This window comes from Georgenia sp. Marseille-Q6866 (assembly GCF_965111665.1).
The window spans coordinates 1-19,699 of record NZ_CBCOOR010000026.1; the positions used below are offsets into that span (position 1 = coordinate 1).

General features: G+C 74.4%; 16 protein-coding genes and 1 riboswitch. Of the genes, 5 read left to right on the top strand and 11 right to left on the bottom strand.

The window, feature by feature from the left end:
- From ACWPXV_RS15995 to purU, 7 genes are all read right to left on the bottom strand, one after another.
- Window positions 1–435 (bottom strand): endonuclease/exonuclease/phosphatase family protein (locus ACWPXV_RS15995; protein ID WP_454086144.1); only part of this gene is annotated, 435 nt, incomplete at its 3' end.
- 75 nt (window positions 436–510) lie between these two features.
- Window positions 511–2,991: a gamma-glutamyltransferase gene (gene ggt, locus ACWPXV_RS16000; protein ID WP_454086145.1), complete on the bottom strand. Its 2,481-nt coding sequence runs from the start codon at window positions 2,989–2,991 to the stop codon at window positions 511–513.
- 101 nt (window positions 2,992–3,092) lie between these two features.
- Window positions 3,093–4,289 carry an MFS transporter gene (locus tag ACWPXV_RS16005; protein WP_454086146.1) on the bottom strand — a complete coding sequence of 399 codons (1,197 nt, stop codon included), beginning with the start codon at window positions 4,287–4,289 and terminating at the stop codon, window positions 3,093–3,095.
- A gap of 1 nt (window position 4,290) precedes the next feature.
- Window positions 4,291–5,166 (bottom strand): bifunctional methylenetetrahydrofolate dehydrogenase/methenyltetrahydrofolate cyclohydrolase, encoded by an 876-nt coding sequence (locus tag ACWPXV_RS16010; RefSeq protein ID WP_454086147.1) that lies wholly within the window; start codon window positions 5,164–5,166, stop codon window positions 4,291–4,293.
- A complete protein-coding gene (glyA, locus tag ACWPXV_RS16015) occupies window positions 5,163–6,461 on the bottom strand; it encodes a serine hydroxymethyltransferase (protein ID WP_454086148.1) in 1,299 nt (432 codons plus the stop codon). The genes ACWPXV_RS16010 and glyA overlap by 4 nt, the downstream gene beginning before the upstream one ends.
- Window positions 6,462–6,512: 51 nt before the next feature.
- A riboswitch (ZMP/ZTP riboswitch) is annotated at window positions 6,513–6,601 on the bottom strand.
- An 18-nt stretch (window positions 6,602–6,619) separates the two neighbouring features.
- Window positions 6,620–7,117: a GNAT family N-acetyltransferase gene (locus tag ACWPXV_RS16020; protein ID WP_251838615.1), complete on the bottom strand. Its 498-nt coding sequence runs from the start codon at window positions 7,115–7,117 to the stop codon at window positions 6,620–6,622.
- A 250-nt stretch (window positions 7,118–7,367) separates the two neighbouring features.
- Window positions 7,368–8,225 (bottom strand): formyltetrahydrofolate deformylase, encoded by an 858-nt coding sequence (gene purU, locus ACWPXV_RS16025; RefSeq protein WP_454086149.1) that lies wholly within the window; start codon window positions 8,223–8,225, stop codon window positions 7,368–7,370.
- Between the two features lie 452 nt (window positions 8,226–8,677).
- Here purU and ACWPXV_RS16030 point away from each other — a divergent pair, with 452 nt between their 5' ends.
- From ACWPXV_RS16030 to ACWPXV_RS16050, 5 genes are read left to right on the top strand one after another with little or no spacing between them, the layout of a single operon-like run.
- Window positions 8,678–9,712 carry an ABC transporter permease gene (locus tag ACWPXV_RS16030; RefSeq protein WP_454086150.1) on the top strand — a complete coding sequence of 345 codons (1,035 nt, stop codon included), beginning with the start codon at window positions 8,678–8,680 and terminating at the stop codon, window positions 9,710–9,712.
- Window positions 9,709–10,620: an ABC transporter permease gene (locus ACWPXV_RS16035; protein ID WP_454086151.1), complete on the top strand. Its 912-nt coding sequence runs from the start codon at window positions 9,709–9,711 to the stop codon at window positions 10,618–10,620. The genes ACWPXV_RS16030 and ACWPXV_RS16035 overlap by 4 nt, the downstream gene beginning before the upstream one ends.
- On the top strand, window positions 10,617–12,302 hold the full coding sequence (locus tag ACWPXV_RS16040) for a dipeptide ABC transporter ATP-binding protein (RefSeq protein ID WP_454086152.1): 1,686 nt from the start codon (window positions 10,617–10,619) through the stop codon (window positions 12,300–12,302). The genes ACWPXV_RS16035 and ACWPXV_RS16040 overlap by 4 nt, the downstream gene beginning before the upstream one ends.
- A complete protein-coding gene (locus tag ACWPXV_RS16045) occupies window positions 12,299–13,972 on the top strand; it encodes an ABC transporter substrate-binding protein (protein ID WP_454086153.1) in 1,674 nt (557 codons plus the stop codon). Before ACWPXV_RS16040 ends, ACWPXV_RS16045 begins: the two co-directional genes overlap by 4 nt.
- Window positions 13,972–15,108: an LLM class flavin-dependent oxidoreductase gene (locus ACWPXV_RS16050; RefSeq protein ID WP_454086154.1), complete on the top strand. Its 1,137-nt coding sequence runs from the start codon at window positions 13,972–13,974 to the stop codon at window positions 15,106–15,108. Before ACWPXV_RS16045 ends, ACWPXV_RS16050 begins: the two co-directional genes overlap by 1 nt.
- Before the next feature lie 77 nt (window positions 15,109–15,185).
- Here the strand turns inward: ACWPXV_RS16050 and ACWPXV_RS16055 are convergent, their stop codons facing one another.
- Genes ACWPXV_RS16055 through ACWPXV_RS16070 form a run of 4 tightly spaced genes read right to left on the bottom strand, consistent with a single transcriptional unit; the run spans window position 15,186 to window position 19,445 of the window.
- The gene (locus ACWPXV_RS16055; protein WP_454086155.1) at window positions 15,186–15,539 is read right to left on the bottom strand and encodes a rhodanese-like domain-containing protein; all 354 of its coding nucleotides are present in this window, start codon (window positions 15,537–15,539) and stop codon (window positions 15,186–15,188) included.
- Window positions 15,540–15,571: 32 nt separating this feature from the next.
- A complete protein-coding gene (locus ACWPXV_RS16060; protein ID WP_454086156.1) occupies window positions 15,572–16,771 on the bottom strand; it encodes an LLM class flavin-dependent oxidoreductase in 1,200 nt (399 codons plus the stop codon).
- Window positions 16,772–16,817: 46 nt separating this feature from the next.
- Entirely contained in the window at window positions 16,818–18,200 is a 1,383-nt protein-coding gene (locus ACWPXV_RS16065; protein WP_454086157.1) for an NtaA/DmoA family FMN-dependent monooxygenase, read from the bottom strand.
- An 18-nt stretch (window positions 18,201–18,218) separates the two neighbouring features.
- On the bottom strand, window positions 18,219–19,445 hold the full coding sequence (locus ACWPXV_RS16070) for an LLM class flavin-dependent oxidoreductase (protein WP_454086158.1): 1,227 nt from the start codon (window positions 19,443–19,445) through the stop codon (window positions 18,219–18,221).
- Window positions 19,446–19,699 lie beyond the last annotated feature (254 nt).

The following is a 19,699-nucleotide window of genomic DNA, read 5'->3' on the forward strand; positions in this document are numbered from 1 at the left end:
CTCCGAGAGCGTGGTGAGCCGGGCGGTCACCTTGTCCAGGTGCGCGTACTTCGCGGCCATCCGCTCCGGCTCGCTCGCCGTCCCCGAGTGGACGTAGACGGACACCAGGGTGAGCGGACGGTCGCTGCCCGGCAGCTCGACGTCCATCTCCACCCAGCGGCCGGTGTCGACGGGCGGCTCGTCGTCGCCCAGGCCCACCCGCACCGCCGTCGCCGGCAGCCGCGACGCGACGGCCACACCGGCCCGGCCCTTGATGTCGCAGGCCTGGTGGGCCACGTGCCAGCCTTCCCCGAGGAGGTCGTGGACGACGTCGTCGGGGGCGCGGACCTCCTGGAGGAGGAGCAGGTCGGGCGAGCGGTCGGCGAGCCACGTGTCCATGCCCTTGCGGACGGCGGCGCGGATCCCGTTGACGTTGACGGTGGCGATTCTCAGCATCCGGCCATTCTCGCCTCGGGCGGTGACATGGCCGAAACCGGCGGGACCCGCCGTTGCGGGTCCCGCCGGCCCGTCCTACGGGCGGCGCACGCCCAGGGTGTCGGTCCCGTTGCCGTCCCAGTCCCCCACGTACACCTCGTCGCCCTCGCGGCCGAAGGTGAGGACACGGTCGGCGTCCCCGCCACGCAGCGAGTTGTTGACGTGGAAGACGCGCCCGCGCTGGATGGCCAGCGTGTCGGTGCCGTTGCCGTCCCAGTCGCCCGCGAGGGTGATGTCACCGGCGCGGCCGTAGGTGAAGACCGTGTCGGCGTCCCCGCCCCGCAGGGAGTTCTTCACGTGGTAGGTCGCGTCGCGGCGCACCGTGAAGGTGTCCGTCCCGTCGGCGTCCCAGTCACCGACGAGGACCGTGTCGTCCTCGCGGCCGTAACGGACGACGCGGTCGGCGTCGCCTCCGGTCAGCCGGTTCTTCACGTGGTAGTCCGCGCCGCGGCGCACGGCGAGCGTGTCGCGGCCGTCGCCGTCCCAGTCACCGACGAGCAGCGTGTCACCCGGGCGTCCGTAGGTGAAGGTCCGGGCCGCGTCACCGCCGCGGTGGCCGCCGGACACGTGGACGACGTTGCCGCGGCGCACCGCGATCGTGTCGACGCCGTCGCCGTCCCAGTCGCCGATGAGGACCTCGTCCCCGGTGCGGCCGTAGCGGAAGACCTCGTCCGTGGTGCCGCGCCAGTCGTTGCTCAGGTGGAACTGCGGGGACGCCGTGGGCGGGGGGACGTCCCCGGGCCGCACGACCATGGCGCTGCCACCACCCGAGCGCTCCGGCTCGGCGGCTGCCTGCAGCCGGCCGTCGGGAAGGAAGGCGATCCCAGTGACGTTGCCGAGCGTGCCCACCTCGGTGACCGTGTGGCCGCGGGCGCGGAGGGCCTCACCGAGCGCGGTGCCCGCGATCGCGGCCTCCGCCTCGCTGGCGGGGCCGTTACGGCTGGACAGCCGGGGAGCGGCGATGGCCTCGGGCAGCGACATGCCCAGGTCGAGGTGGTTGATCGCCACCTGGAGCACCGTCGTGATGATGGTGGACCCGCCGGGTGAGCCGAAGGCGGCGACCGGGGCGCCGTCGTCGAGCACGATCGTCGGCGCCATGCTGCTGCGCGGCCGCTTGCCGCCCTCCGGCGCGTTGGCGGGGTGCTCGGGGTCCGGCTCGAAGTCGGTGAGCTGGTTGTTGAGGAGGAAGCCGTACCCGGGCACGGCGATCCCGCTACCGCCGATCTGCTCGATCGTGAAGGTGTAGCTCACGACGTTGCCCCACTTGTCGGCGACCGTGAGGTGCGTCGTCGAGCCGTGCCCCTCCGCCGACCCGGCGGACGCGGCCGCGCCCTCGCCGTCGTCGTAGGGCCACGGGTCCCCGGCCGGGACGGGCCGGGCCTGCGCCTCGGGGCCGACGAGCTCGCGCCGCTCGTCGGCGAAGCCCTGGGACAGGAGGCCGGTGAGCGGGACGTCGAGGAAGGCCTCGTCACCGACGTAGGCGTTGCGGTCGGCGAAGGCCAGGGACGAGCTCTCGGCCATGAGGTGGAGGACCTCCTCCTCGGCCATGTCGGCGAGGTCGAAGCCCTCGAGGATGTTGAGGGCCTCACCCACCGTCGAGCCGCCGCTCGAGGGCGGCGCCATCCCGTAGACCTCCAGGCCGCGGTAGTCCACCATCGTGGGCTCCTGCTCGAGCGCCTCGTAGCCGGCGAGGTCCGCCAGGGTCATCTCCCCGGGCCGGACCGGGCGCTCGGCGCCGTCGGCCAGCGGCGGGTTGGTGTTCGTCGCGACGATCGCCTCGGCGATCTCGCCCTCGTAGAAGACGTCGGCGCCCTCCTCACCGAGGAGGCGGTAGGTGTCGGCAAGTTCCTCGTTGGTGATGACGGTGCCCTCCGCGGGCGCCTCGCCGTCGACGAGGAAGGTCTCGCTGCTCGAGGTGAAGTCCTGGAAGATCTCGAGGTTGTCCTCGGTCCGCGACTCGTACTGGGAGTCGGCGACGAAGCCGTCCTCGGCGAGCTCCACTGCCGGCGCCAGCACCTCCGCCAGCGGCATCGTCCCGTACTCCGTGAGCGCGACGTCCCACCCGGCGACCACGCCGGGCACGCCCTGGGACAGGCCCGAGACGCGCCGCTCGCCGAAGGGGATGGGCTCACCGTCCTCGAGGAAGACGTCGGGCTCCATCGCCGCCCACGCCTCCTCGCGCGAGTCGATCGTCGTGACCTCCTCCGTGTCGGCGGAGTAGAGGACGAAGAAGCCGCCGCCCCCGATGCTGCCGTCGTAGGGGCGGGTGACGCCGAGCGCGGCGGAGGCGGCGACAGCGGCGTCGACGGCGTTACCCCCCGCGCGCAGCACCTCCAGGCCGGCGGCCGAGGCGTAGGGGTCGAGCGAGGCGACCGCGCCGTCGTAGCCGGTGGCGGTCGCCTCCCTTTCATGTTTTTGGGGGATGCCGTGGGCGGGGACGCCGCCGACGACGAGCGCCGCGGTCAGCGGCAGGATGAGGGTGGCCGGCCGGAGCGGCCGTCTCGCGTGGTGCGACATCGTTGTCCTCCGTGCTGTAGGGACCGTCCGTGGATGCTACGGGGGCCCCCGCGCCCGGGGCATCGTCGAGAAGGATGACTGGCGGGTGGTTCGCGCGGCCCTCAGCGGCCCAGGATCAGCCCTGGGCGCGCCGCCCCGAGCACGACGACGAGCTGCGCCACCCCGAAGCCGGCGACGACGACGAGCACGAGGCTCCAGGAGAAGGTGCCCCCCACCCAGCCGGCGAGCAGCGGCCCGGACGCGGCGATCGCGTACCCGATGGTCTGCGCCATCGAGGAGAGCTGGGCGGTGTGCCCGGAGTGGGCCGTGCGCAGTCCGAGGAGGCTCAGCGCGAGCACGAGGGAGCTGCCCGTCCCCACGGCGGCGAGCCCGACCCAGGCGACGGCGGCCTGCGGCGCCAGCAGCAGCCCGCCCATCGCCACGACGATGCACAGGCTGATGACGACGCCGAGCGGTCGCAGGTCGGTGCGGCCACGCATGAGCGTGGCGACGAGCAGCCCAGCGAGCATCCCGACGAGCTGGAGGACGAACAGGTGCCACCCGGCGGCGCGCGGGTCCACGCCGAGGGAGGTCTCCACCGTGGGCAGCCAGGTGGACAGGGTGAAGAACGACGCGGACTGCAGCCCCATGAACGCACTGACCACCCAGGCGCTCGGGGTGCGCCACATCGTCACCGAGCGTGTCCCGGCGGCGGGCAGCCCGGCCGGTGCGTGCTCCTCCGCCGGCCGCGGCGTGCGCACCGCCCGGACGACCCAGAGGAGCGCGACGGGCAGGACGACGACGGCGAGCGCTCCCAGCGGCAGCCGCCACCCGCCGCCCCACGCGTCCGAGACGGGCACGGCGAGGCCGGACGCCGTCGCCGCCGTCGTCGTCATGACCGCGGTGAAGCAGGCCGTGACGAACGCGATCCGCCCGGGGTGGTCGCGCTTGATCACCGCGGGGGCGAGCACGTTGCCAGCGGCCGAGGCGATGCCGATGACGGCGGTGCCCACCCACAGCGCGCCCACGACGGGCACGGAGCGCAGGACCACGGCACCCGCCAGGGCCACGAGCGCGAACGCGAGGACCCGCTCGAGGCCGAACCGCATCGCCGGCCGGTGGACGAGCGCCGAACCGACGCCGAAGCCGATGACCGGCAGCGAGCCGAGGAGCCCCAGGGCCGTGGCGCCGAGCCCGGTGTCCTCGCCGACCCGCTCGAGGAGCGGGCCGACCGAGGTCACCGGTGCGCGCAGGCACGCGGCCAGCAGCATGACGGCGACGAACGCCCAGACGAGACGCCCTGGGCGCCGGTGCGCCAACTCAGCCCTGCTCTGCTGCGTCCACGACGTTGGCGAGCAGCATGGCGCGGGTCATCGGGCCGACCCCGCCCGGGTTGGGCGAGAGCCACCCGGCGACGTCGGCGACGCCGTCGGCGACGTCCCCGCGCAGGCGGGCCTTGCCGGTCTCGGGGTCCTCGACGCGGCTGACGCCGACGTCGAGCACCGCCGCGCCCGGACGGACCATGTCCGCCGTGACGATCCCCGGCACCCCGGCGGCCGCGACGACGACGTCGGCCTGGCGCACGTGCGCGGCGAGGTCGCGGGTGCCGGTGTGGGTGAGGGTGACGGTCGCGTTGACGTCGCGGCGGGTGAGGAGCAGGCCGATGCTGCGCCCCACCGTGGTCCCGCGGCCGACGACGACGACGTGCGCGCCCTCGAGGTCGACGTCGTAGCGGTCGAGCAGCTCGATGACGCCGCGTGGGGTGCACGGCAGCGGGCTGGTGACCGGCTCCTTGACGCGCAGGACGAGACGGCCGAGGTTCGTCGGGTGCAGGCCGTCGGCGTCCTTGTCGGGGTCGATGCGCTCGAGGACGGCGTTGGTGTCCACGCCCGCGGGCAGCGGGAGCTGGACGATGTAGCCGGTGCAGGCAGGGTCGGCGTTGAGCCGGTCCACCGCCTCCAGGATCTCCTCCTGCGTGGCCGTGGCCGGCAGGTCGACGCGGATCGACTCGATGCCGATCTCGGCGCAGTCGCGGTGCTTGCCCGCGACGTAGCTGCGCGAGCCCGGGTCCTCGCCCACGAGCACCGTGCCCAGCCCGGGCACGATGCCGCGCTCGCGCAGGGCGGCGACGCGGGTGGCGAGCTCGGACTTGATCTGCGCCGCGGTGGCCTTGCCGTCCAGGATGCGTGCGGTCACTGCTGGAGGCCCTCGTACAGCGGGAACGCGTCGGTCAGCGCCGTGACGCGGGCGTGCAGGGCGCTGACGTCCGCCGCCGTGCCCTCGGTGAGGGTGGTGGCGATGATGTCGGCGACCTCGGTGAACTCCGCGGCGCCGAAGCCGCGGGTGGCCAGGGCGGGCGTGCCGATGCGCAGGCCGGACGTGACGCGCGGGGGACGCGGGTCGAAGGGCACGGCGTTGCGGTTGACGGTGATCCCGGCGGCGTGGAGGAGGTCCTCCGCCTGCTGGCCGTCGAGGGTGGAGTTGCGCAGGTCGACGAGGACGAGGTGGACGTCGGTGCCGCCGGTGACGACGGAGACGCCGGCCTCGGCGACGGCCGGGGCCATGAGGCGCTCGGCGATGATCCGCGCACCCTCGAGGGTGCGGCGCTGACGGTCGGCGAACTCCTCGCCGGCGGCGACCTTGAGCGCCACGGCCTTGGCGGCGATGACGTGCATGAGCGGGCCGCCCTGCTGGCCCGGGAAGACCGCGGAGTTGAGCTTCTTGCCCAGCTCCTCGGCGTCGCGGGACAGGATCATGCCCGAGCGGGGGCCGCCGAGGGTCTTGTGGATGGTCGTGGAGACGACGTCGGAGTCGGGCACCGGGTTGGGGTGCAGGCCGGCGGCGACGAGCCCGGCGAAGTGGGCCATGTCGGTCCACAGGTAGGCACCGACCTCGTCCGCGATCGCCCGGAAGGCGGCGAAGTCGAGGTGGCGGGGGTAGGCGGACCAGCCGGCGATGATGACCTTGGGGCGCTCGGCGAGGGCCTGCTCACGCACCTGGTCCATGTCGATGCGGTGGGTCTGCTCGTCGACGCCGTAGGCGGCGATGTCGTAGAGACGGCCGGAGAAGTTGATCTTCATGCCGTGGGTGAGGTGGCCACCGTGCGGCAGGGACAGACCCAGGACCTTGTCCCCCGGGCGGGCGATGGCGTGGAGCACCGCGGCGTTGGCGGTGGCACCGGAGTGGGGCTGGACGTTGGCGTACGCGGCGCCGAACAGCGACTTCGCGCGCTCGATCGCGAGATTCTCCGCGATGTCGACCTGCTCGCAGCCGCCGTAGTAGCGCTTGCCGGGGTAGCCCTCGGCGTACTTGTTCGTCAGCACCGAGCCCTGCGCCTGCAGGACGGCGCGCGGGACGAAGTTCTCGCTGGCGATCATCTCCAGCGTCTCGCGCTGTCGGGTGAGCTCGCCGTCGAGGACGGCGGCGATCTCGGGGTCGAGCTCGGCGAGGGCCTGGTCGGCGACCGGGCGCGTGTCGGTGGGCTGGCTCATCGTTCCTCCGCATGTCTCACTGGGTGCGCGCCGGAGCGCGCGTTGCCGGTGACCCTCGGCCCAGGCGGGCGACCTGAGGTCTGCGTGGTTCGTCGCTCCCCGGTGGTGATCCACCTCTGGCGCCAGTCGCGACAGGGACAGACTCTACCCGCTCCGGCTCAGCCCTGGGGCTCGGCCGGCTCCTCCTCGCCGAGGATGCGGCGCAGGTAGGCGTAGGTGAGGTCACCGGTGTGCTGGTCGTACTGGTGCTCGTACCCGTGCTTGGCGTACATCGACAGGTTCTGCTTGGAGTCCTGGCCGGTGAAGACCCAGACCTCCTTGGTCTGCTCGGGCAGGTACTCGAGGACCGACATGAGCAGCTGCGTGCCCAGGCCCTGGCCCTGGAGGTCGGGGACGACGGCGAGGCGCCCGAGGTTGGCCCGCTCGCCCTCGAGCTCGACACGGATCGAGCCGACGAGCCGGGTGCCGATCCACGCCCCGAGGGTGACGACCTCCGGGCGCTGCAGGTCCGCGCGCAGCTCCTCGAGGGTCTGTGTGAGGGCAGGGATGCTGGGGTCGCCGTAGAGCTGGGCCTCGGTGACGAAGGCCGCGCGCCGAACCGTCAGCAGCTCGCCGGCGGCGTCGTCGTCGACCACATCGATGCGAACGTCGTCCATGCCGCCATCCTTGCACCGTCCGCCGCCCCCGGCGTACACGTCCACCCCGCGATCCCCACTCCAGCCCCCTCCGCCGACAGCCGGCTTGCGCCAGGCGGTGACCGTCGTGCACCTGGAGCAATCCGGCTGTCGGCGCAGGGGGCGGGGGACACCTCGCGACAGCCGGATTGCGCCCAGCGGTTGCGGGCAGGCGCCGGGCGCAATCCAGCTCTCGGCGGGGAGGGGGCGGGCGGGTGGGTGGCGGCGCGGGCTACCGGAAGATGACGGTGCGGGCGCCGTCACGCAGGACGCGGTGCTCGGCGTGCCAGCGCACGGCGCGGGCGAGCACCCGCCGCTCGACGTCCTCGCCCAGGGCGACCATCTCGCGCTCGTCGTCGCCGTGGTCCACCCGCTCGACGTCCTGCTCGATGATCGGGCCCTCGTCGAGGTCCGCCGTGACGTAGTGCGCGGTGGCGCCGATGAGCTTGACGCCACGGGCGTGGGCCTGGGCGTAGGGGCGGGCGCCCTTGAAGCTCGGCAGGAAGGAGTGGTGGATGTTGATGACCCGCCCCTCCAGGCGGCGGCACAGGTCGTCGGAGAGCACCTGCATGTACCGCGCGAGGACGACGAGCTCGACGTCCCGCTCCTCGACGAGCTCGAGCAGCCGCGCCTCGGCCTGCGCCTTGGTGTCCGCGGTGACCGGCACGTGGTGGAAGTCGTAGTCGTAGAACCGGGCGAGGTCCTCGAGGACCGTGTGGTTGGAGACGACGCCGACGACGTCGATGGGCAGCCGGTCGTTGCGCTGGCGGTAGGCGAGGTCGGCGAGGCAGTGCGCTGCCTTGGACACGAGGACGAGGGTGCGCAACGGACGACCGACGACGTCGAGGTGCCACGTCATGTCGAAGGCCCCGGCGAGCTCGGCGAGCGCCGTCTCGAGCTCCTCGCGCGGCGCGCCGGTCTGGACCTGCACGCGCATGAAGAAGAGTCCGGTCGAGGGGTCGCCGAACTGCTGGGACTCGGTGATGTTCCCGCCGTGCTCGGCCAGCAGGCCGGCCACGGCACTGACGATGCCGGGCCGGTCCGGGCACGAGAGGGACAGGACGAGGTGGAGGTCGCCGTCGGTGTTCACCCGCCAGAGGCTAGCCGACCCCGCGCCCCGTGCCGGTGGCCGTCCGCCGGCCGCGACGACGGGCGCCCCCGGCCGCGCACCGTCCTGTCCCCGAGACCAGACCGGTTCTCGTCCCAGTCGGTGAGACGACGCCCGTGCGGGGGCGACCGGCGCCACCGGTGCCCACTACACCTGCTCCCACGACACCACCTCGCCGCGGCGAGGAAGGAGACCACTCATGGACGCTCAGCGCACTGCCTGCACCACCGCCCGCGCCGCCGGGCTCGGCCCCGCCATGCCCGTCGCGGGCATGTGCTGTTGTCGCTGACCGCGACCCGCTGACGTCCGTCGTCCTTCCGGCCCCTCGGCCGCCCCGGTTCCCCGAGACCCGTCGTCCTCACGTGGACGAGGAGGTCCGGGCTGCCGACCCGTGTCCGCCGCGTGCCCCGCGCACGCCTCGCCCAGGAGCTCCCTTGGCACTCACCCAGCCCGTCCGTCCACCCGCCGACCTCGGCGGTGACGTCACGGCCACGGCGCGGGCCCGCCGCGGCGCGGCCGCCGGCAGCCTCGCCCTCGCGGCAGCCCGCCGCCTGGCCACTGCCCTGCTCGTGCTGTGGGCCGCCGTGACGGTCACCTTCCTCGCCGTGCACGCCTCCCCCGGCAACACCCTCGACATCATCCTCGGCGACCTGCGCGAGGACCCGCAGCTGCGCGCGGAGACGGCGGCACAGTGGGGGCTCGACCGCCCCGTCGTCGTCCAGTACCTCGACTACGTCGGCGGGGTGCTCCGGGGCGACCTCGGCACCTCCTACCAGCTGCATGCCCCGGTCACCGACCTCATCGCCGCCCAGGCCGGGCCGACCGTGGCGCTCACGGCCACGGCCGCCACGGCCGCGGTGCTCCTCGCCGGGATCGTCGGGACCCTCACCGCCGGTCGCGGACGGATCGCCGGCCGGGCCGCCGGCGTCGTCGAGCTCGTCCTCGTCTCGGTGCCGCCGTTCTGGCTGGGTATCGTCGCGCTGGCGGTCTTCTCCTTCCAGCTGCGGCTCTTCCCCGTGGCCGGTGACGACGGCTGGCGCTCCCTCGTCCTGCCGGCACTCGCCCTCGCGCTGCCGATCGCGGCGATCCTCACCCAGGTGCTGCGTGAGGGCATCGACCGGGCGCTCGAGGAGCCCTTCGCCGTCACCGCTCGGGCACGGGGGCTGAGCCCCGCAGCCGTCCGCTCCCGCCACGCGCTGCGCCACGGCCTGCTCCCGAGCATGACGCTCGCCGGCACTGTCGTCGGCGGCCTGCTGGGCGGCACCGTGATCATCGAGCAGGTCTTCGGCCGCCCGGGCCTGGGCGACCTCACCGTCGACGCCGTGTACGGCAAGGACCTGCCCGTCGTCCTCGGGGTCGGCCTGCTGTCAGCCCTCGTGTACGTCGTCGTCTCGACGATCGTCGACCTGCTCTACCTCGTCGTCGACCCGCGGCTGCGGGCCGGCACCACCCGTCGGGAGGCCTCATGACGACCACGACCGCTCGCCCCGCCAGCCCCACCGTCCCGCTCGGCGCGGCCGCCACCGTGCCCGCGGCGCCGGCCACGACACCGCGCCCGCGACGGCGCCGGTCCCGCCTCGGCGTGAGCGGCTGGGTCTCCGTCGCGGTCCTCGGCCTCGCGGCGGTCGCGGCGCTCGCCCCCGGGCTGCTCACGGGCACCGACCCGACGGCGACCGACCCGCTCGCGGCCTTCCAGCCGCCGGGCGCCGACCACCTCGCCGGCACCGACTCCCTCGGCCGCGACATCTTCTCCCGCATCGTCCACGGCGCGCGCTACTCCCTGCTCATCGGGGTGGCGGCCACCGCACTGGCGCTTGTCGTCGGCGTCACCGTCGGGCTGCTCGCCGGCGTCGCCGGCCGGGTCGCCGACACGGTCCTCACCCGGGCGCTGGACGTGCTGGCCTCGTTCCCCGAGATCCTCCTGGCGCTCGTCCTCATCGCCTTCACCGGCCCGGGCATCGGCAACCTCGTCCTCGCCCTGGCGGTGGCGGGCGTGCCGCGCTACGCCCGCGTCGTGCGGGCCCAGGTGTTCGTCGTCGAGGGCCAGGGCTACGTCGAGCAGGCGCGGACCTTCGGGCTGAGCCGCGCACGGCTCGTGCTGCGCCACGTCCTGCCCAACGCGCTGGGCACCGTGCCGGTGCTCGCGACGATCGGCCTCGGCACGGCGATCATCGGCGCGGCCGGCCTCAGCTTCCTCGGCCTCGGCCCGCAGGCCCCGACCCCCGAGTGGGGCTCGATGCTCGCCGAGAACCGCGACTACCTCCGGGTCGCGTGGTGGGGCGGCATCCTGCCGGGCCTCGCGCTCACCTCGACCGTCATCGCCGCCACCGTCCTCGGCCGCCGCCTCCAGGCCGTCCTCGAGAGGAGGGCGGCATGACCGCCACCGACACCCGTCCCACGGTCACCGACCCGGCGGCCGGCGACGTCGTCGCGCGGGTCGAGGACCTGCACGTCACCTTCCCCACCGACACCGGCGACGTCCACGCGGTGCGCGGGGTCAGCTTCGAGGTCCGCCGCGGCGAGGTGCTGGCCATCGTCGGCGAGTCCGGTTCCGGGAAGTCGGTGACCGCGCGGGCGCTCGTCGGCCTGGCCGGGCACCGGGCCGCGCTGCGGGCCGCCCGCCTGGAGGTGGCGGGCGAGGACGTCCGCCACCTCTCCGAGCGCCGCTGGCAGTCGCTGCGGGGCCGCCGGGTGGGCCTCGTCCTCCAGGACGCGCTCGTCTCCCTGGACCCGCTGCGCACGGTGGGCCGCGAGGTCGGCGAGGTGCTCCGCGCCCACCGCCTGGCGGCACGCCGGGACATCCCGGGGCGCGTCGTCGAGTCGCTCACCGCCGTCGGCATCCCCGACGCCGAGGTCCGGGCCCGGCAGCACCCGCACGAGCTCTCCGGCGGCCTGCGCCAGCGCGCGCTCATCGCCTCGGCGCTCACGGCGGCCCCCGACCTCCTCGTCGCCGACGAGCCCACGACCGCCCTGGACGTCACGGTCCAGGCGCAGGTGCTCCAGGTGCTCGCCACCCGCCGCGAGGCCGGCACCGCGCTGCTCCTCATCTCCCACGACCTCGCCGTCGTGTCCTCGATCGCCGACCGCGTGCTCGTCATGCGCCACGGCGAGGTCGTCGAGGCCGGGCCCACCCGCGAGCTCCTCCGCGCGCCGCAGCACCCGTACACGCGGCGGCTCGTCGCAGCCGTCCCGTCGGCGTCCTCCCGTGGCCGCCGGCTGAGCATCACCGAGCACGACGACGGCGGAGCGCTCGACCGCGCCCCGCTCCCCACCCGCCGCGTCGACACCGGGACCGAGCTGCTCCGCGCCGGCCACGTGACCAAGCACTTCCCGCTCCCGGGCGGGGGGCGGCGCACCGCCGTCGACGACGTCAGCGTCCACCTCCACCGGGGCGAGACGCTGGGGATCGTCGGGGAGTCCGGCTCGGGCAAGTCGACGCTCGCCCGGATCCTCCTCGGGCTGCTCCCGGCGGACTCCGGGACGGTGACCGCCCGTCCGGCGCCCGCCGCCGAGGGCGGCTCCGCGGCCCGGCGGCGCCTGGACCTCCAGCTCGTCGCGCAGGACCCCCTCGGGTCCTTCGACCCGCGCTACACCGTGGGTGAGGTGGTGGCCGAGCCGCTGCGCACCCTGCGGGTGCCGCGTGCGGCCCGGGCCCGGCGCGTCACCGAGCTGCTCGACCAGGTCGGGCTGCCGGGCACGGCGGCGGCCCGCCACCCCCGGGAGCTGTCCGGCGGGCAGCGCCAGCGCGTGGCCATCGCCCGCGCCCTGGCGCCGGAGCCCAGCGTGCTCGTCGCCGACGAGCCGGTCTCCGCGCTGGACGTCTCGGTGCAGGCGCAGGTCCTCGACCTGCTCGCCGAGCTCCAGGCCGAGCTCGGCACCTCGCTCGTCCTCATCTCCCACGACCTCGGGGTCGTCCACCACCTCGCCGACCGGGTGGCCGTCATGCGTGACGGCCGGGTCGTCGAGGACGGCGACGTCGACCGCGTGTTCCACGACCCGCAGCACCCGTACACCGCTGCCCTCCTGGCAGCCCTTCCCGATCTGGTGGTCAACCGATGACTCTTGTCCCCCGTCCTTCCGTCCCGCGCCCGCGCCGACGCAGCGCCGTGGGGGCCGCCCTCGCGGTCGGCCTCCTCTCCCTCGCCACCGCGTGCGGGGGTGCCGGCAGCGCGGCGGCCCCTGCTGCCGGGTCCGCGACCGGCGAGCCCGTCCCCGGCGGTGCCCTCACCTTCGCCGTCGGCAGTGAGCCGCTCTCGCTCAACCCGCACGTCGAGGGCTCCCACAAGGCGAAGATCATCCTGCGCAACGTCTTCGACTCCTACCTCTTCAAGGCCGAGGACGGCAGCTACCACCCGTGGCTGGCCGAGTCCTTCGAGCTGGACCCCGAGGCACCGTCGATCACGCTGCACCTGCGCGAGGACGTCACCTTCCACGACGGCACCCCGCTGGACGCGGCCGCCGTCGTCACCAACTTCGAGCACCTGCAGGACCCCGAGTACTCCCCCACCGGCTCCTTCCTGCTGCGCAACCTCGAGGGCATCGAGACGCCGGACGAGCACACGGTGGTCCTCTCCCTCGCCCAGCGCGACACCCACCTCCTGGACCTCCTCGCGGGCGTCGGCTCGGCCCCGCTCTCACCGGCGTCCTTCGAGACCGACTCGCTGCAGGCCGGCGGCCCCGAGCTGGCCGGGACCGGGCCGTTCTCCCTCGCCGAGTACACGCGCGGCCAGGACCTCGAGCTCGAGCGCTTCACGGACTACGACTGGGCACCGGAGCAGCTCGCCACGCACGACGGCGCCGCCTACCTCGACGCCGTGACCTTCCGCTTCCTCCCCGAGGCAGCGACACGGACCGGCGCGCTCAGCTCGGAGCAGGTGGACGTCATCGAGGGCGTCCCGCCCGTGGACACCGCCCTGTTCGAGGACGACGACGCCTTCACCTCCGGCCGGATCCTCAACAACGGCGCGCCGTACACCTACTACCTCAACGTCTCCCAGCCGCCCTTCGACGACATCGACGTGCGCCGCGCGTTCATCCAGGCCGTCGACGTCGACACGCTCGTCGCGAGCATCTACCAGGGCACCGCCCAGCCGGCCACAACCGGCGTCTCCTCGGCCAGCGCCTTCCACGACGAGAGCGCCGCCCGCCCGCCCTACGACCCGGACGCCGCCAACGCGCTCCTCGACGAGGCCGGGTGGGGCGAGCGGGACGCCGAGGGCTACCGGGTCAAGGACGGTGAGCGGCTCACCGTGACGACCGTCGCGAGCGCCCCGTACATCCGGGAGAGCCGCGAGCTGCTGGGCCAGGCGGTCAGCGCCCAGGTCAAGGACAGCGTCGGCATCGACCTGCGCTTCGAGGTGGCGGACGCGGGCACCGCACAGAACGTGCTGCTCGACAACGGGCACCAGTACTTCGAGAACTCCTACGCCACCGCCGAGCCGAGCATCTCCCTGTCCTACCTCTACGCCTCCGGTGGGGTCATCCCCTACGGCAACTACGCCGACGCCGAGCTCGACGCCCTCGTCGCGGAGGTGTCGGCGACCGCGGACGCCGAGGAGCAGGAGGCGCTGTACTCCCAGATCCAGCACCACATCACCGACCAGGCGCTGTCGCTGCCGATCTACAACCCGCAGGACACGTGGGCGGCCCGCGCGGCCGTCCACGGCCTCACGACCGACCCGGCCCTGGGCACCATCTGGAGCCTGTACAACGTGTGGAAGGACAGCTGATGAAGTTCCTCGCCGCCGACCTCATCCTCAACGCCCCCAACCCGCTCACCGGGACGCCCACCCCCGACCACGAGAAGCTCCGGCAGACCGTCGCGTGGGCCGAGTTCGCCGAGCAGGTGGGCTTCGACGCCGTCGGGATCGGGGAGCGGCACACCCGTCCCTTCCTCTCCTCGGCCCCCGCCGTCGTCCTCTCCCACATCGCGGCCCGGACCTCCCGGGTCCGGCTGCTCACCACGGTGGCCGTCCTGCCGCTGCTCGACCCCCTGCGGGTGGCGGAGGACTACGCGACCGTCGACCACCTGTCCGAGGGGCGCGTGGAGCTCGTCATCGGCAAGGGCAACGACCCGCACCAGAACGAGCTCTTCGGCTACGACCTCAGCGACCAGTGGGAGCGCAACCGGGAGAACTACGAGCTGCTCCGCCGGCTGTGGACCGAGGAGTCGGTCACCTGGTCGGGCCGCTACCGGCCCGACCTCGTCGAGGCGACGTCGCTGCCGCGGCCCTACCAGGAGAGCATCAGGGTCTGGCACGGCAGTGCCAGCTCCACGGAGTCCACCGAGCTCGCCGCCCGGTGGGGCGACCCCCTGTTCTCCGCCAACGGCTTCCACCCGCTGGAGACGTACGGCCGGCTCGTGGACCACTACCGCGAGCGCTACGAGCACCACGGCCACGGGCCGGGCGCCTCCGCCCTGGTGGGCGCGGGCGCGGGCGGGCTGTACGTCGCGCGGACCACGCAGGAGGCGGTGGAGACCTACCGCCCCTTCTACGAGGCCTTCCTCCAGACGCCGGCGGCGAAGCACAACAAGACGCCGTTCACCGACCTCGACGACATGCTCGAGCGTGGTCCGGCCCTCGTCGGCTCGCCGCAGCAGGTCCTGGACAAGCTGCACCGCTACCACGAGGCCTTCGGCCACGAGGTGCTGTCGATCGGCATCGACGGGGTCGGGGTGAGCGAGGCGCAGCAGAAGGACAGCCTCGAGCTCTTCTTCACCGAGGTGGCACCCGTGCTGCGCCGCGAGATCCCCTCGCGCGTGTGGAACGAGGGACCCGCGGTCACCGAGCGGTCGCTCACCGGGTCCGGCCGCACCGCCGACGGCGAGGCGGCGAACGTCGCCCTCGTCGGCGCCGGCCGCTGAGGAGCCCACCGCACGTCGGCACAGCGCACAGCCCCCGTCACCGTGACGGGGGCTGTGCCGTGTGCCGGGCGGGGCGCTCAGTCCCCGATGCCCGCACCCCGGAGCGCGGGGTAGCCGCCGTCGACGTGGACGACGTTCGTGAAGCCCTGCTGGAACAGGGCCTGCGCGGTGGGGCCGGACCCGTGGACGGACCCGCAGAACAGGACGATCTCGGCGTCCTTGGGCACGCCGTCCAGCGCGGCGGCCCCGTCCTGCGCGATCGCGTCCTTGGCCACGACCCGGGCAGCCGGCGCTGCGCCGTCCTGCGTGCGCCCGGCGTCGCTGCGCACGTCGACGAGCACGGCGCCGGCGGCGACCCTCGCGACGGCCTGCTCGGCGGTGACCAGCGGGGCGAGCGCGCGGGCCTGGTCCTCGGTGATGCTCTCGGTCATGTGCGGGTCTCTCTCTCGTGTGGTGGGGCGGGTCAGCTGACGGCGGTGAGGGCGGCGGTCTCGGCGGGAGCGGCGTCCAGCCCCCACTCCTGCGCGAGCAGGCGGTAGGAGCGCACGCGGTCGGCGTGGCGGTGGGTGATCGTCGTGACGATGAGCTCGTCGGCACCGGTGACGCGGGCCAGGGCGCGCAGCCGGGCGGCGACCTGGGCCGGTGCGCCGACGATCTGGGTGACGAGCCGGTCGTGGACCAGCGCCTCCTCCTCCTCGCTCAGGGCGACGCCCGCCGCCTCCTCGGGGCTGCGGTACGGCTCGGCGCCGCTGAGGTTGCGCACGGTGCGGACGAAGTGGGGGTAGCCGGCGGTGAGCCGCCGAGCCTCCTCCTCGGTGGGCGCGACGACGACGTCGGCCGAGACGGCGACGTAGGGCTCGCTCAGCACGCCGAGCCGGAACGCCCGCCGGTAGGACTCCACGGTCTGCCTGATGGTCGCCGGGCTCACGTGGTAGTTCGCGGCCAGCGGCAGCCCGAGCTCCCCGGCGACGGTCGCGCTCTCCCCGCCCGAGGACGCCAGCGGCCAGACCTCGAGGTCGGCGCCGGTGGTCAGCGGGCTCGCGTAGCAGCGGCCGTCCGAGGTGACGTGCTCGCCGGCGAGCAGGTCGAGCACGAGGCGCACCTCCTCGGCGAAGGACGGGATGTCGGCCCGCGTCCCGACCACCCGGCCCCGGGCGGCGAGGACCTCGCGGACCGCCGGGTCGGTGAGGGTGAAGGGCGGGGGCGCGGGGATGACGACGCCGTCGACCACCTCGTCGGTGCGTGGCGCTGCCGCGGGGGTGCTCGGCGTCGGGCTCCCGGCGGACGCGGCCTGCCGCTGCGCGGTGGCGATCGCGGCACGGCCCAGCCCGAGGTCCACCCTGCCGGGGTGGATCCTCGCGATGGTGGCGAACTGCTCGAGCGCGACGAGCGGGCTGGTGTGGGACAGCACGACGGCCCCGGACCCGACGCGGATGCGCCGGGTGCGCTCGGCGACGAGCGCCGCGAGCACGGCAGGCGCCGCCGAGGCGACGCCGGGAGTGAGGTGGTGCTCGGCGAACCAGACCCGGTGGTAGCCGAGCCGGTCGAGCTCCCCGGCCAGGTCGAGGGAGTCGGCCAGGGCCTCGGCACCGCTCCCCCCGCTGACCACGGGGGCGAGGTCGAGCACGGACAGCGGGACGGCGCGGGTGGGGGCGTCGGTCATGGGGTCACATCCAGGTGGTCGGTGCGGTGCGGGTGGCGGCGACCGGTCAGCCGGCCCGACGCTCCGCGTCGGTGGGGACGGAGTCGGCGGCGGAGAAACGGGCGACCCCGGGCTGCGCGAACGGCGCCCGCTCCGGTAGTCCCAGCAGCTCGCGGAACGTCGCGCCCTCCGGGTACTCGGTGCGCAGCGAGCCGCGCTCCTGGAGGAGCGGGACGACCCGGTCGACGAACTCGTCCAGGCCGTGGGGCACGATCGTCGGGCTGATGATGAAGCCGTCGCTCGCGCCGGTCTGGACCGCCTCGTCGATCCGGTCCGCGACCTGCTGCGGCGTGCCGGCCGTGGCCTGCTGACCGCTCTTGGCGATGACGAGCTCCCGGATGCTCAGCCCGCGCTCGACCGCCTCGGCGTACCACTCCTGAGCACGGCGCTGGAGGTCGGCGCTCTGGATGGTGCGCCCCGCGACGAGGTTCTCCACCTCGGGCGCGTCCTGCGGCGCCGGGGGCGGACCGTCCGGGTCGAAGCCGTTGAGGTCCCGCTGCCACGTCTGCTCGAGGAGCACGAGCGCCGTCGCCGGCGTCACCTGGGCACGGGTCACTTCGCGGGCGTTGTCCAGTGCCTCGGCCTCGGTGTCCCCGAGGACGACCGTCAGCCCGGGCAGCACCCGCAGCGTCTCGGGGTCGCGCCCGGCCCGTGTGGCCCGGGCGGCCAGGTCCGCGACGAACGCCCGCCCACCCTCGAGCCCGCGCCAGAAGGTGAAGACGGCGTCGGCGTTACGGACCGCGAAGTCCCGGCCCTCCCCCGAGTCACCGGCCTGGAAGAGCACCGGGTGGCGCTGCGGGGAGGTCGGGACGGGAAAGACCCCCTCGATGTCGACGTGCCGGCCGTGGTGGGCGAACTCGCCGCTGCCGCCGCCGGTCCAGCTGTCCCACAGCCCGCCCGCCGCGGCGAGGACCTCGGCGGCACGCTCGTAGCGCTCCTCGCGCGGCAGGTAGCCCCCGCGGCGGAAGTTGGCGCCGTGGAAGGCGTCGGACGTCGTGACGACGTTCCACCCGGCGCGTCCCTCGGAGAGGTGGTCGAGGCTCGCGAGCTTGCGGGCCAGCTCGTAGGGCTCGTTGAAGGTCGCGTTGATCGTGGCGAGCAGCCCGAGGTGCGTCGTCGCCCCGGAGAGGGCGGCCTGGAGCGTGAGGATGTCGGGGCGTCCGGCGACGTCGTTCTCGTAGAAGCGGCCCTTGCGCTCGCGCACGCGCAGCCCCTCGGCCTGGAAGAAGAAGTCGAAGCGCCCACGCTCGGCGGTGCGTACGTAGTGGAGGAAGGAGTCGATGTCGATCTGCGACCCGGAGCGCGGGTCGGCCCAGACCGTGTAGTGGTTGACCCCCGGGAAGTAGGCGCCGAGGTGGACCTGCTTGCGGGTCGTGTCGTCGAGGGGCACGGGACTCTCCAGGGGTCTTCAGAGGGCGGGCTGCACGAGGCGGTCGCGGACCGCCCGGGCGCGCCCGTCGAGGAAGCGGTTGGCCGGGCGGTCGAGCCCGAGGTGCTCGCGGAGTGTCTCGCCGCGGTAGTCGGGCAGGCGCAGGCCCCGACGGACGAGCTCGGGGACGAGGGCGTCGCGCACGAGCGGGAGGTCGACGGCGTTCTGCGCCGGACGCAGCCGCACGCCCTGGACCCCGACGGCGCGCAGTGCCTCGAGGTGGTCGGCGACCTCGCCCGCCGAGCCGGCGAGGAGGTCGGCGTCGGACGCGCGTCCGCCCGGCGCGGCCGCCTCGAGCTCACCGAGCCGGGTGACGGCGGCACGCCTGTCCTCACCGAGCACGACGACGAGGTCCGCGAGGATCCGCAGCGGCTCACCGCTGCGGCCGGCCTCCGCCTCGGCCTGCCGCACCTCGGCGACGATCCGCGCCGCGTGGTCGACGTCGAAGGGCGTGACGACGACGACGTCCGCCGCCCGGGCCGCGAACAGGTAGGGCACCGTCGCGTGCGCGAGCGCGACGACGGGCGGCTGGCCCTGCGGGGGCCGCGGGACCACGGACGGGCCGGCGACCGAGAACCCGCGGTGCTCCGCCTCCACCCGGTGCAGGCGGTCGGCGTCGAGGAAGCGGCCGGTGGCGACGTCGCGGATGACGGCGTCGTCCTCCCAGCTGTCCCACGTGTCCCGCACGGTCTCCACGACCGCCGCGGCCTCGTCGAAGACCTCCTGGACGGCGGCCGAGGCGACGAGCTCGGCACGGTCCAGGCCCGTGAGGTCGGGCGCCTCCCGCAGGCCGGTGAGGCGGGCGTCCGCGGGGCTGAGCGAGACACGGGGCTGCCACCCGCTGCGGCCGCGGCTCGCGTGGTCGAGCGTGGCCGTCCGGATCGCCACGTGGTACGGCTCGGTGTGCGTCGTCGTGATCGTCGGGACCAGCCCGATGCGGCTGGTGACCGTGGCGAGCGAGGCCGCGAGGACGTGGGCGTCGAGCCGGGGACGGCGCCGGCCGGCGACGTCCGCGGGCGGCCCGAAGGTGTCGTCGAGGGTCACGAGGTCGGCGCCGGCCTCCTCGGCCAGCCGGACCTGCTCGCGCCAGTAGCGCGCGGTGAGGACCGCGCCGTCCGTGGCGGGCGGGTTCGCGGCCGGGTGCCAGCCGGCACCGTCGAGGGCGACGGCGAGGTGCAGCGGGCCGGTGTGCGGGGTGCTGGTCATGCGGGCCTCCAACGGTGGACGTCTCGGCGTGCGGCGGCCGGTGACGCGTCGAACCGTGCCACGGCGGAGGGGGCGGGCGAGCCGGTGGCCACCGGGCATCTCGCCATCCGGGAACGTCGGCGGCCATCGGCCCCCCGGGTCTCGGATCCCGAGATTCCCCCCGACCGCCCCGGAGACCGCGCCGCGCGGCTCAGTACGTTGACGCCCACGCAGGACCCTTCGGCCGACCTCGGCCGGACGGACCGAGAGACCTC